General features: G+C 30.2%; 17 protein-coding genes. All 17 read right to left on the bottom strand.

The window, feature by feature from the left end; all coding sequences use genetic code 11:
- Positions 1-5: 5 nt before the first annotated feature.
- Complete coding sequence (gene ruvA, locus AB9Q04_RS07590; RefSeq protein ID WP_410024740.1) at positions 6-593, bottom strand: Holliday junction branch migration protein RuvA; 588 nt, start codon at positions 591-593, stop codon at positions 6-8.
- Complete coding sequence (ruvC, locus tag AB9Q04_RS07585) at positions 593-1087, bottom strand: crossover junction endodeoxyribonuclease RuvC (RefSeq protein WP_410024739.1); 495 nt, start codon at positions 1085-1087, stop codon at positions 593-595. Before ruvC ends, ruvA begins: the two co-directional genes overlap by 1 nt.
- 33 nt (positions 1088-1120) lie before the next feature.
- Entirely contained in the window at positions 1121-1834 is a 714-nt protein-coding gene (locus AB9Q04_RS07580; protein WP_410024738.1) for a hypothetical protein, read from the bottom strand.
- A gap of 181 nt (positions 1835-2015) precedes the next feature.
- Complete coding sequence (locus AB9Q04_RS07575) at positions 2016-2753, bottom strand: HAD family hydrolase (RefSeq protein WP_410024737.1); 738 nt, start codon at positions 2751-2753, stop codon at positions 2016-2018.
- Between the two features lie 15 nt (positions 2754-2768).
- Positions 2769-3317: a hypothetical protein gene (locus AB9Q04_RS07570; protein WP_410024736.1), complete on the bottom strand. Its 549-nt coding sequence runs from the start codon at positions 3315-3317 to the stop codon at positions 2769-2771.
- Positions 3317-3799 (bottom strand): metallophosphoesterase family protein, encoded by a 483-nt coding sequence (locus tag AB9Q04_RS07565; RefSeq protein ID WP_410024735.1) that lies wholly within the window; start codon positions 3797-3799, stop codon positions 3317-3319. The genes AB9Q04_RS07570 and AB9Q04_RS07565 overlap by 1 nt, the downstream gene beginning before the upstream one ends.
- Positions 3796-4380: an RdgB/HAM1 family non-canonical purine NTP pyrophosphatase gene (gene rdgB / locus AB9Q04_RS07560; protein WP_410024734.1), complete on the bottom strand. Its 585-nt coding sequence runs from the start codon at positions 4378-4380 to the stop codon at positions 3796-3798. The genes AB9Q04_RS07565 and rdgB overlap by 4 nt, the downstream gene beginning before the upstream one ends.
- Before the next feature lie 49 nt (positions 4381-4429).
- Positions 4430-5914 carry a hypothetical protein gene (locus AB9Q04_RS07555; protein WP_410024733.1) on the bottom strand — a complete coding sequence of 495 codons (1485 nt, stop codon included), beginning with the start codon at positions 5912-5914 and terminating at the stop codon, positions 4430-4432.
- Positions 5895-7340 carry a sensor histidine kinase gene (locus AB9Q04_RS07550; RefSeq protein WP_410024731.1) on the bottom strand — a complete coding sequence of 482 codons (1446 nt, stop codon included), beginning with the start codon at positions 7338-7340 and terminating at the stop codon, positions 5895-5897. Before AB9Q04_RS07550 ends, AB9Q04_RS07555 begins: the two co-directional genes overlap by 20 nt.
- Positions 7331-8029: a response regulator transcription factor gene (locus AB9Q04_RS07545; protein ID WP_410024730.1), complete on the bottom strand. Its 699-nt coding sequence runs from the start codon at positions 8027-8029 to the stop codon at positions 7331-7333. Before AB9Q04_RS07545 ends, AB9Q04_RS07550 begins: the two co-directional genes overlap by 10 nt.
- Positions 8019-8921, bottom strand: coding sequence for an ROK family protein (locus AB9Q04_RS07540; RefSeq protein ID WP_410024729.1), 903 nt, complete (start codon positions 8919-8921; stop codon positions 8019-8021). Before AB9Q04_RS07540 ends, AB9Q04_RS07545 begins: the two co-directional genes overlap by 11 nt.
- Before the next feature lie 7 nt (positions 8922-8928).
- On the bottom strand, positions 8929-9885 hold the full coding sequence (locus AB9Q04_RS07535) for an RluA family pseudouridine synthase (protein WP_410024728.1): 957 nt from the start codon (positions 9883-9885) through the stop codon (positions 8929-8931).
- 1 nt (position 9886) lies between these two features.
- Positions 9887-10432: a DUF6648 family protein gene (locus AB9Q04_RS07530; protein ID WP_410024727.1), complete on the bottom strand. Its 546-nt coding sequence runs from the start codon at positions 10430-10432 to the stop codon at positions 9887-9889.
- A 42-nt stretch (positions 10433-10474) separates the two neighbouring features.
- Positions 10475-10894 (bottom strand): hypothetical protein, encoded by a 420-nt coding sequence (locus AB9Q04_RS07525; protein ID WP_410024726.1) that lies wholly within the window; start codon positions 10892-10894, stop codon positions 10475-10477.
- Between the two features lie 3 nt (positions 10895-10897).
- Positions 10898-11842 (bottom strand): tRNA modification radical SAM protein MnmL/YtqA, encoded by a 945-nt coding sequence (gene mnmL, locus AB9Q04_RS07520; RefSeq protein WP_410024725.1) that lies wholly within the window; start codon positions 11840-11842, stop codon positions 10898-10900.
- Entirely contained in the window at positions 11835-12221 is a 387-nt protein-coding gene (locus tag AB9Q04_RS07515; RefSeq protein ID WP_410024724.1) for a DUF1292 domain-containing protein, read from the bottom strand. The genes mnmL and AB9Q04_RS07515 overlap by 8 nt, the downstream gene beginning before the upstream one ends.
- 14 nt (positions 12222-12235) lie before the next feature.
- Positions 12236-13606, bottom strand: a complete 1371-nt coding sequence (locus AB9Q04_RS07510) for a zinc-binding metallopeptidase family protein (RefSeq protein WP_410024723.1) — start codon at positions 13604-13606, stop codon at positions 12236-12238.
- Position 13607: the final 1 nt, after the last annotated feature.

The following is a 13607-nucleotide window of genomic DNA, read 5'->3' as shown; positions in this document are numbered from 1 at the left end:
TGCCCCTATATTAGTCTTTTTAAACTTTCTTTAATAAGTTCTTCAAGTGAAAGGTTACTATCCTTAAGCTCAAGTAAGACATTTGAAATATCATTTTGAGCATAGCCTAGGTTTAGTAAGGCATCTTTAGCAACATCCATATCTTCATTTTGAGTTAGAGATGATACTGGTTTTGTCTTATCTGCCATAGGCATAAGTTTTACCTTATCCATTAGTTCTAAAATAATTCTACTTGCAGTTTTTTTACCTACACCCTTTGCTTTAGTTAAAGCATCAATGTCATTATTTGCAATGGCAAGTTTTATCTCCTCAACACCAAGCGAAGATAAGATAGTAATCCCATTTTTAGGTCCTATTGAAGAAACCGATGTTAAAAGCAAAAACATTTCTAGCTCTTCCTTAGAATAAAACCCGTAAAGGCTCATATCATCTTCTCTAACTTGCAAAGACGTATATATTTTGTATTCATTATTTAATTCTATTAGCGCAAGGGTTGATAAAGAAGTTTTTATTTGATAACCCATGTTGTTATTTTCGATTATGAAATCCTCTTCATTTATAGCCCTTACATCACCTATAATATATGAAATCATTAATTCATCCTAAAATTTTCTTTAAACCTTTGACTTAAAGCATGGCAAAGAGCAACAGAAAGTGCATCTGCTGCGTCATCAGGTTTTGGTATTTCTTTTAAATTTAATAATGTTGTAACTGTTTTTTGCATCTGACTTTTAGTAGCCCTTCCATAACCTGTAATGGCTTGTTTAATTTGTAGGGGCGTATATTCGTAGATAGGCAAATTATTTCTTTGTGCACACAGTACTTGAACACCTCTAGCATGGCCTACTGTTATGGCAGTTTTTACGTTTTGGTTAAAAAACAGTTCTTCTATAGCGTATTCATCTGGCTTAAACTCGCTAATAATTTCATTGAGATTTTCATATAAAATCTCTAATCTTTCTGGAGTTTTTGTCTTGCTAGATGTTGTAATTACACCGTTTTCTATTACTTTAACCTTATTTCCATCAAAATCAACCACGCCATAACCCATGATTGCAATTCCTGGATCTATCCCTAATATTCTCATAATTTTTAAAATAAAAAGAGCTTATATAAGCTCTTATTGATATCTTTCTAATACTTCTCTTAACAATCCTCTAAAATAATATTCCGCATAAATGTCTACAATAGATTTATAAAGATATGATTGACTCTTTTCATATATTTTTTTAGTCTGACTAATAGTAATATCATCTGTGTATATGCTGCTGGTATCAAACCTTAATTGCTTGTGGGTGGTTTGGTCTAGGGTGTAAACCTTTGATTTTACTTTCAAATCACAATAAACCCCCATATTTTCCTTTAATTTTGATACTAAGTTTTTATCATTGTAGATATTTTCTTTGTATTTATCTCCTAAATCTATAAGTTTTGGGTCATTTTTGTTGATAGTTGGATACATGTTTTCCATTAAAAATCTTACACCTAGTTCGTTTATAATGTCACATTCTAAATCATCTATCATTTTTTTATCTTTAAAAGCCCTATATTGAGCTTTTACAGATATCCAAAATTCGTATCTATTTAGATCATCAGTGATAAGATTTTCTAAAGTTAAAATGATTTGATCAATGTCGCTAAGATTCCAAAAATATTTTTTTAGGTTTCTCATAACATACTCTTTAACATAGTAATCATTTTTGGAGAACTTTACAAAATTTTTATCATATAATAAAGACATAAGCGTATTAAATGAGTATATATCTTCATTTATCAAAAAATTATATTCAAGTTTTTCAATTATTGGATATTGTTCATTTACTTCTGCCTTCATTACCTTACCTCGTGTTACTATTCTAACATAATTAGCCTTAAAATTATTTAGAAATATTTATGGTCAGAATAAAAAAAACTAAATTATTAGTAAAAATATGCAGTAATATATTATTAATGTATATTTTACTTACAATTTAGCCTATATGATTTTTAAAATAAAATTTTATTCATAAAGATTTTTAAAACTTTTTAAAATTTGCCTTCATATCACTAAGTTTAAAACTATAATTCACATCTTTTCTTTCAATATCAATTACAGTTTTTTCTCTTAGCTCACTATCAGTATATAGCTTATCAATAAGCTCAAAAGATGGATTGATAGCATGAGGATGGCCCACTAACTGGAACATGCTGATGTCACCATTGGTATCCCCATAGGCATAAGAACTATCTAAGTCAATATTATACTTCTTTGCAAGCTCCATTACAGCCCCTAATTTACTTCTGTTATCCCACATTGGAGTAACTTTTCCAGTAAATAGATTAGTATCATCAAATTCATAAATAGTTGATATACTCTCATCAGCCCCATATATTTCACCAAAATGTTCTACCAAGAACATTGGGGATCCAGATATAAAAAATATTTTGTAGCCGTTTTTTTTATGAAATTTTACAGCTCTTTTCGTGATTCTATAAACCTTATTTTTGTTCTCTTTTATAACTATGTCTGAGTATTTATCAATTATTGCCTTATCAATTCCTGCTAGTTTTTGTTGGTAAACCAAAGATGCCTTATCCAGATAATCTTCATAGGCACCTAATCTATTTTGATACTTACTATAAAGAGGTCCTATTTCATTTTTCCAAATATCCTCATCTATAACTCCATCTGCAGTTAATAGTAAAAAATGCTCTATTAATAAACTATTTCTAAATAGGGTTCCGTCTATATCAAAAAATGCTGCTTTTTGCATAAAATCACCTTATACTTAATCCTCAGATTCAAAAACTATTACATCCTTAGTCTTTGATTTATTATTTTCTTTTATTTCGCCCTTAGGGTTTGCCTTGATTTTTTTTGTATGATACTTACTGGCCTTGTTTTTACTAGTACGATTTCTACTAGGCTTTTTAGCTACCCTAACATTTTCATCAGACTTTTTAGATTTTCTTTTAGAATCACTTCTAGTTTTTTGAGCTACATGACCTTCATAAGATGCAACTTCTAGATTTGCATGTTTAATCGATTTTATTAAATCTATTATAAAGCATGTAAATAAACCAACTAAAGCACTGGATCCCAAAAATATTGCAATCCAAGTAAGATTAATCCCCCTAGGTGTTGTAAAAATATTAAGTGAATATATTAATAGTAAAATCGCACCTATTCCTAAGGCAAATGATGGGAAAAATTTAACAATTTTTCGTTTAGCCAAAAAGTGGATAAGTATAGTTATAATAATATTCATAACAACAACTACTGGTAATATACTTAATTTCGATGAATTCTGGGCGATAAGATTGATTAATCCTGTCATTAGAACTCCTTATTTGTTTTAATTCTTCTTAAATCATAAGAATTACCATTTATATCTAGGATAAAAAACCCAGGATTATTGTCTCTAGGCATACTAACTGAGCCAGGATTTATAATTCTTATATTATCTTCTACTACATTTAAAGTTTTATGGGTGTGCCCATAGATGGCTATATCACATGATAAGTCTCTTGCACGTTTTAAAATTTCATCATAGCCATAATGTACACCATAGGTATGGCCGTGGGTTATAAAAATTTTTATATCTTCTACTTTAACTATCTTTTCTACCGGTGCATTAGAGGAATAGTCATTATTTCCTCTAACAAATTCATAACCTATACCAGTTTCATAATGAATATTTTCTACATCACTTGCCCCATCTCCAGCATGGAGGAGTAATTTTATATCATCATTTTCTAAAATATAATCACTTATTCTAGAATAAATGCCATGGGTATCACTTGTAACTAATACTTTCATAATTCTAACCCAACTAAATATTTTTTAAATTCTTCAAAAGCCCTGCCTCTATGAGATATTTCATTTATCTCTTCTTTGTCCATTTCTCCAAGGGTCTTTGAAGAATCTTCTGGTAAAAATACTTGATCGTAGCCAAAGTCATAATCACCAATTTCTGATTTTGTAATCACTCCACTAAGCCTACCATAAAAATAATGGTCTTTGCCAGTTTCATCTATAAAACATAAGCAAGTTTCAAAGTAAGCATTACGATTATCTTTATTTTTCAATTCATATAAAAGTTTTTCTCTATTTTCTTTGTAAGTAGGTTTCTCACTTGCATATCTGTGGGAATATACACCAGGATCTCCATTTAAGGCTTCTACAAATAAACCAGTATCATCTGCGATTGTTGGCTTATTCACTATATCAAAAAGTGCCTTTGCTTTTTTATAAGAATTTCCCTTTAAGTCTGGTGCATCTTCCTTTACTTCAAAATTTTTTATCTTAAAATCCTCAGGTGTTTTTACATCTACTTCACCAAGGATTAATTTAACTTGTTTTACTTTATCTTTATTTCCGCTTGCAAATACTAAATCCATATTCTCTCCTAGAAATATGATATCATTTTACAAAAACTCTTTCAATAAATTAATTTTCATCAACTATTTCATTAGATGAACTAAATGAGTCTTCTAAACTTTCAACATTGGTTCCACTTTGTTGGTCTAGGGCTATAAATGATGTTGGATTTGGAGTTTGTATTGAAAAAAATGGATTTTTATCAATCGTTCCATCATCTATCTTATGAAATAAAATTTCATCTGTTGTTTGTATGATTAAATAGTTGCCATTTTGTACTACTAAATAATCTTTTTCTTGGGAATTTATATTTCTTACCTGATCGCGTGTAATTGTTGTTGATAAGGTAGAGTTTTCTTCCGCATAGTTTCTTATAGGAATTTGACTAGAAGCTCTTTGTTGCCCTTCTTTGGTATATAAAGAAGTTTGGATTGTCCATAAACCATTATCTCTAACCAAACCAAAATTTGTAGAGTCAATTTTTATATTTTCGGGATTTACATCAGATACTTTGCTTATAGTTTCATTTACAACCATTTCTTCAAATTGCTCACTGGCATTTTCCTCTCCAGTAAATTCTGCTATAGTTACAAGATTATTATCTTCTAGTTCATTGGTTCCCAGTACGCCGTATTTATTAATGGTATTATTGTAAAAATCAGTAGTATAGGAAAACGAAATATAATCCATATCTACATAATTAATTTTTATATCCTTAGAAAAGTCCTTGTAGGTGTAACGGGCTATGTTTGCACTATCTTCCATATCTTTTTCTATCCTAGTTGGAAAAGCTTCGATATTATCATATAAACCTGTTACCTTGTTTTTTTTTGATTTTACTTTCCAATATTCATTTTGTCCGCGAAAGAATATATCTTTTGCTTTTTTATAACTAACTTCTTGGTCTGGACTTATTTTTACAAAATATGTGTAATAATCATAGTCTTGCTTACCATCTGATAGATCTCTTCGCTCTCTTACAGCAAGTAAGATTCCCAAATCTTCTATAGATTTATCTTCATCATTACTATCTACACGTTCTTTAGTAGCAAGACTAGTATATTTATCAATTACCTCTTGATCGACTGTGTTTGATAGTTTTGATAAATATATAATATTATCGTCTTGTAAAAAAAATATTTCGTCTTCACTTCTTTGGATAAAGTCTCTTGAAAAAAATTGCCCTTGAGATGCATTGACGACTACCGCTGAATCTTCTTTATTTATTTTTTCAAAGTCATAACCTCTGGTAGCTAAGTACTCATATAAGTTTACATATTTTGAACTAAAGGTGGGTGGGAATGCATATTCATCATCCATGGCTACTAGATTTTTATCTATATATAATTTTTCACCTAATTTGGGTGCCACACTTGATGAATTTCCCGTTATTTCTTCTACTTCACTTACCTGCCAAGTTCCTTCTAAAACTGGACTTGCTAGTTCTGGAGTTTTTATCAAATCACTTAAATCCTGGGATTTAGAATTTGAGCAGGAAGTAAGAAAGAATATAAATAAAAGTCCTAATATATACTTAATTCTCTTTGTCATCATCTAACCTCGGTATTTCTACAATAACTGATGTACCTGAACCGTACTTACTTCTTATTATAAGTTTTCCATCATGAGCTTTGATTATTTCCTCACATATGGATAAACCTAAGCCAGTTTGAGATTTTGATGAGCTACCCTTATAAAACTTGCTTGATACAAAGGCTATCTCATCTTCTTTTATCCCTTCACCATCATCTTTTATAGTAACAGATACATTATCACCTGCTTGGTCTATAAGAATATCTATATTACCACCATCGCTAGTGAATTTGATAGCGTTATCTATTATATTAATAAAAACTTCTTTCATGCGGTTTTTATCAGCATAAACTATCACTGACTTATAAATGCTTGTAAATGTGAAATTTATACCTTCATTATTGGCCCTAGGAGTCAGCTGAGTATGGACTTGTTTTACTAGCTCTACTATGTCAATTTTATCCTTATTGTATTTAAAATTACTAGATTGAAGTCTTGAAAAGTCTAATAAGTCTTCTACCATCATTGAAAGCCTATCTCCTTCACTTTCAATAATATTTAATCCTTGGTTTAGCATATCTGGATTTTGTTGGATATCTTTTGACTGCAGGGTAATCGCCCATCCTTTTATAGAAGTTAAGGGTGTTCTTAGTTCATGGGAAACTGAAGATATAAACTCATTTTTCATATCTTCCCTTTTTATAATACTATCACTCATAAAGTTAATGGTAGAAGCTAGCTCTGATAGTTCGTCATTACCATTTACCTTAGCACGCTCTTTGAAGTCACCTGCAGCAAGTTTTTCTGAAACACCAATTAAATCTAATATTGGAGCGATAACACGTCTAGAAGCTATAAGTGATACAAAAAATGCAACTATAACAACTATGGATCCAAATACTATGTAAAAAAACATATCATTTCTTATTTTTGTATTTACCTCACTTAGTGATGAAGTAAGTCTTAAAATTCCCACCTGGTTTTCATTCGCTGTTAGCGGATAAGATAAAGAGATGATTTCTTCATCAGTTTGAGGATTGCGACTTTTAAAAGTACTAAGCTTACCTTCTCTAGCCTCACTTACATCAGATTGAGCTAGTTTTGTACCTACTTGGTTGGTTGCCTGTGAATCAAAAAGAACCACACCAGAATTATCTAAAATTTGTACTTGAGTTTCATTATTCCTATAAAAAGCATTTTTATCTCCAACTATGATATCTGATAAGTCATACCTATTCATATAAGTATTAAATTGGAGTTGGTTTATTCTGGCCTGGTTTTGCATAGACCCTACTAAAGCGGATTCATAATAATTTCTAATACTGTTATAAGCAAATATCTCAAAACCAATGACTACAGTAACTACAAAAAGCATAATGATGCGGATAATGGTCTGCCTATATGAATTATTTTGCTTTAATAACTTATTTCTTTTTTCTACTTCCATCTATAACCTGTACCCCATACAGTTTCAATAAACTGAGGTTTTGCTGGGTCTTCTTCTATTTTTGCTCTGATTCTTCTGATATTTACATCTACGATTTTTGTATCATTACTGTAGTTTTCTCCCCAAGTCTGCTCCATTATTTCATCACGGGTCATAGCCTTACCCTTATTTTGAATAAAGTTTTTAAGGATAGCAAATTCTGTTGGAGTCACATCTATTTCTGTTTGGTCCTTATAAAAAGTTTTTGCATATAAGTCTAGGGTAAAAGGACCATCGGATATAGTTTTTGCATTTTCTTTATCTGGCTTATCTACACTTAGGTTAACCCTGCGCATAAGAGATCTCACTCTAAGAATAAGTTCTTGTGGGTTAAAGGGTTTTATAATATAATCATCAGCACCTCGTTCTAAGCCAAGTATCTTATCTATATCTTGGGATTTTGCAGAAACCATTATTATTCCAGTCCTAGGGGATTTTTCTCTAATAGCTTCACAAACATCAAAACCACTGATACCTGGTAGCATTACATCTAAAATAGCTACAGCTGGATCTTCTTCTTCAAATAATCTTAATGCCTCTTCCCCTGTAGCAGCCTCTACAGTTTGATAACCCTGATATTCCAAATTTATTTTCATAAATTGTCTGATAGAATCTTCGTCATCTAGGATTAAAACCTTGTTATTTTCCATTACTCATCCTTTCAAAAGCAATTTTTCCTGCACCTATAACACCTGCATCATTTAAAAATTTTGCAGCAACTACATCAATATTTTCAGTATTATTACATGTTTTATTAAATTTTTCGATCATACCATCCCACCGAATATCTTTAGAGTGGATTACTCCTCCTCCAATTATAATCACTTCTGGATCAAATATATTTCTAAGACTGGTTAAAAAATAAGCTAAGTTACTTTGGTAGTTTTCTAAAACCTTTCTAGCATCTACATCTTGACTAGAAATTTTTAGTATTTTTTCTCCAGATAAAAGCTTGCCAGTAAGTTTTTCATAATTTTTAGAAATGGCAGTTCCTGCACAATAAGCTTCTACACATCCATGTTGGCCGCAAGTACAGTAGTCACCACCTGGATGTAAAATTATGTGGCCAAGCTCTGCACCTTGAAAATTTGAACCTGATAGTAAGCCGGATTTTTCATTATATATAGCCCCACCTACACCAGTACCAAGGGTTATCATTACTATGTCCTTATAGTTTTTGCCTGCTCCAATCCATTTTTCAGCTAAAAGAGCTATATTTGCATCATTTTCTACAAAAACTGGTATATCTACAAACTCTTCTACTGCATTTTTTAAATTTAAACCCGTCCAGCCTTCTATATTTCCTGAAAAAGTAACAATGCCATTTTTTGCATCTATAAAACCAGGAGTACCTATGCCAATGGCAAGAGCATCATTATAATCGAGAGCCTCTATAGATTTTTGTATATTATTTAAAACTACATCTCTACCCTTTTTGGCCTCAGTTTCTACAGCGCTTCTTTGGATTATTTCACCCTTCTCATTTATTAAGCATGCATTAATCTTTGTTCCACCAAGATCTATTCCTATAACCTTATCCATAATTTACCTATAAACTAAAAACCTGATCCTTTAATTCCATAATATCCTTTGTTTTATGAGACTTATAAGTTTTACCCTTTAGATATTCCAAATTTTCTATCTCATTGAAATGAACCTTATAAGCTAACAATACTTGATTATTAATTTTAAATTTATCATTTAATAACTTATTAGTATTCTTATCCCCATATTTTCTATCTCCTATGATAGGAGTATTATTTTTAGCTAGTGAAAACCTTATTTGATGGGTTTTTCCTGTAACAAGCTTACACTCTAGCAAGGTATATTTACCATTTGTTTCTAAAGGCTTAAAATGAGTTATGATTCTTGATCCTTCTTTTGCACTTTTTACCTTATTTCTATTCTCATTTTTACTAATTGTTGTATCAATTGTAAAATCTTTGTTTATCTCGCCTTTTACAATTGTTAAATAATACTTATCAATTCTATTTTCTCTGATAGCTTCATTTAAAGCTCTTAGAGAATCTGCGTTTTTTGCTCCCATTATAAGGCCAGCTGTATTTCTATCTAACCTATTTACTACCGCTGGATTAAAAGTTTTATCACTTTTATCTACTTGATTGGTTTTATATAGATAAGAAAGCATATTATCAACTAAATTATTTCCATAATCAGCCTTACTAGTAGAATGAGTTAAAATACCACTTTCTTTATCCATTATTATTATATTTTTATCTTCAAAAACAATATCTAAATTAAAATCAGTAGGCTTAAAATCAGTTTTTGTAAGCCATTTATTATAATTTTCATCAGATATGTACATAGCTATGAGATCATCTTCATAAACATAGGTATCAGCCTTTGCTCTTTTACCATTTATTTTAAAATTTTTCTTGCGAATATTTTTTTGAATTACTGATAGAGGAGCATTTTCAAAATATTTTCTTAAAAATCTATCAAATCTTTGGTTAGCATCATTTTTTGTTATGGTTATTTCTATCATATTAATATGTTTTATTTACATAAGAATCAATAAGGGATTGTCTTTCTTCTTCTAGAAAAACATCATGCTCTCTTAAACTTTGAAGGATAGCCTTGCTTTTGGAATGAAGTATTGCTTGTTCCATGGATTTAACATGGATTTCAAATATTTCACCTTTTAATCTTGTAGATTTTAAAATTATATAATAACTTTCTATATCCTGATAATTTATAAGCTCTAGCAGACGTAAGGTAGCCATATCTTTTAAATAATAATAATTTTCCCTTTGATTAATATTTTTTACATACTGCTTTTTTTTCTTAGCATTATGGATTATTTTTTGGGCATCTAGATTTGATTTTTTTGCATAGAGATTGTAGTAATGGTAATTATATAAGGCTTCATTAATATTATTTATATTTGTAAATGGTTTAAGATTTAGTTTTTCTAAAAAAGCCAGGTTTGTAGCTAGGAAAGTTTCTTTATCTACCTTTGATTCTTCCAGTAAATCTATCGATTCCTTTCTGAAAGTTTCAAACAGCTTAAGTTTTTCATTTTCATTCATCATAATTAAAAAACCGTCTCAAAGAGACGGCCATATACTATTTTATTATTCAACTTCAATAATGTTAGCTTTAGTTGATTCAGGTATATCATCTTTTGACCAGTCTAAACCTAGATAGATGTCAGCTTTTGCATATTCTGAAAGTTCGTTTAGATCATTTGTTAATTTTTCTAAATCTTCTCTATCTAAATCAAGAATGTCATAGATTCCGTCAACATATACTTTTCCAATATCGTAATCACGAGCAAGGATACCTGCGATAAACCCTTTTAATGAGCATCTGCAGCAAATACCGTATGATTTTGCATTGATTACCCTAACTTTATGGTCTAGGATTCTAGTTTTATCGTCATCTGTATTGATAAATACAATGTTGTTGGTATCTTTTTCTTTTTCTTTATTAGCTTCATCTATTAGATATTGTGTTTTACCTGTTCCTGATTGTCCTAGTACGTAATAAATCATTTTCTATTCCCCCTTGATTTTATCATAAACTATTCTTTCGGACTTATCTCCTTGGACAAATCCATTATTATTCATAATTTCAACTATTTCATCGCGGATAGCCCACCAAGAAGTATCCCAGTTACAAAAGGCTGTTTCTTCTTCTGGTGCCCTACCTACTAGTCTTTGGACTGCAACATCTGGCTTTATTAATCTAAGAAATGTAATTACATTTTCTTCGTATTCTTGTTTACTTGGCATTGTAAACTCGTTATTCTTATACATTTGATAAAGTTTTGTACCCTTTATTACAAATAAGGAGTGAATCTTAACTTCTTTTACATCTAAGGCATTTATTATTCTAGCAGTTTGTCTTACATCTTTTATATCATCCCAAGGTAGCGATAATATAACATGGGTGCAAATTCTAAAATTATACTTATTTACTAAGTTGCAAGCATAGATAAAATCAGCTAAGTCTTCACCTCTATTTAAGATTTCTAGAGTTTTATAATTTGCTGTTTGTAAGCCAAGTTCAAAAATTATATCCTTGCCAGTTTCCTTTGACCACTCATCTAAAAATATTAATTTATCTTCTGTGACAGAGTCAGATCTAGTCGATATAGAAACGGCAACTATATAGTCTTTATCACAAGCTCTGATGATTTCTTTAAATTCATATAAAGACATGTAAGTATTGGTGAAATTTTGAAAATATGCAATAAACTTTTTTGCTTTATACCTACTGCCTATATAAGACTTATTTTCCTCTAACTGCTCATCTACTGTTAAATATGATGGAAGATTTTCAAAACTGCCCCCGCTTTCGCTACAAAATATGCATCCTCCATAGCATGCGGCACCATCACGATTTGGACAAGTTAGAGAAAGTTTTACTGGAAGCTTATATACTTTTTCACCATAGGTATCTTTGTAGTACTCACTTATTGAATAATATGGATTATTCATCTATTGATTCAGAATCCTCAATTATTTCATCTTCATTACCGTAGTGTTCGATTTCTTCATCATACTCTTCTACTAAGTTATCTAAAGCTTCATCATCCCAGTAGTGAGTAAATAAGTGGAATACTTCTTCTAGTTCTTCTTCATCTTCTATAACTTTTAAATCAACTTCATCATTTTCAAAAGACTCTTCATAATAAAATAGGTATATTTCATTGGATTCGCTAGAAATAAGAGCTACATAGTCTTCTCCATCTACTGAAAATACATCTATTAAATAACACTCATCAGTAGCATCTCCTAAATCAATTTCTATTACGGCTTTGCCGTTGTTTTTTTGAAATTCTAATTCATGTCCATGAAGTTCTATTTTTTCTGTCATATTAACTCCTTATTTTATATATGTGTTAATACGTTGTCGATCACATTAATAACAGCTATTATATCTGCTAAGTCAGTGAAAAACATATTATCATCTCTTTGTTTATATTCTACCCCTAATGACACAATTTTAACATCTAGTCCTAAAAATATCATACTTGAATCTAGTGAATATTGAGTTTTCACTACCTGAAGATGTTCCTCTGTTAAGTCTTCATATGTCTTAGTAAATATTTCAGTTAAAGAGTTATCAGAATTTTTCCACCTAGGAAGTCTTATACCATTAAAGATTTTGCTATCACTAATACTTGCTGCAGTTTTAGTTTTATCTAGCATTTCATTCATACTTTCTTCTGATAAGGACCTTAGGACAATTATAAAGTTTATATAATCTTCAAATGTTCTTACAGTTGATAAATTTATTGAACTAATTAATTGGTTATTATTTGAATTTACAGAATAAGCACCAGTAGGAAGTAGTTCTACAAAGGATGTTAGGTGGCTAAAAGATTTATCTGATATAGGACTAAGCTCAGAGCCTTCACTTTCACTTAAAACTATATCCATATCTGGCTCATACTTAAGATTTTTTTCTATATATTCATTTTTATAAATTTCAAAAGTATTTAATAGTTCGTTTTCATATTCATTTTTTACCGTAAAATCAATGCTCGCATAGTTGGGTATGTAATCATACCTATCCCCACCTTGAAATCTTACTATATCTAGATCAACTTTAGATTTTATTTTCCTGATAAATCCCAAGGAAGTCTTTATAGAATTTAGCCTTACCTTATCCAAATTCTCACCGGTATGGCCACCGATTAGATTTGAAAATGAAAGTCTAAAGGTCTTAACAGGGCTTTCTATTTCTTTTCTATCTACAGGAAGCTTTACGTTTAGTAGATTTAGCGCACTAAATTCATCTGCTATGCACCTAGATTGACGCAAATTAAGATTTATTACCTTATCACTTCTTATGACATCCTTTAGATTGCTATAATTTTTTATATCATTTTGAATGTTATTATTTGTAATTAGAACATCAAAATCATTACTAGATAGGTCTAAGAGCGCTGCTATTACAAAGATAGCATTAAATAAATAAATATTTTTGCCAGCAATAATCTTACTCCCATCACTTTGATCAAACTCTAAATTTCTATATAAAAATTTAGCATCTGCGTTTAAGTGAATGAGGGCCTTAGGATGGATTCCTTTTTTTATATAATAAGAATCAATTAAATCTATGACCTCATAGTTGTGGTCGCGAGCTTTTTCTAGGATGAATTTATTTACAACATCTGCAGCCGTTTCCACATCCTCATAGGCAATAGTTTTATCTATATTAAATTTTAGATTATTTGATAAATTTTCATAATCCATA

The organism is Anaerococcus groningensis, from assembly GCF_046365465.1.
Classification (GTDB): Bacteria; Bacillota; Clostridia; order Tissierellales; family Peptoniphilaceae; genus Anaerococcus; species Anaerococcus groningensis.
Note: the sequence above shows the minus strand (reverse complement) of the source record. Positions and strands in the feature narration are given on the sequence as shown.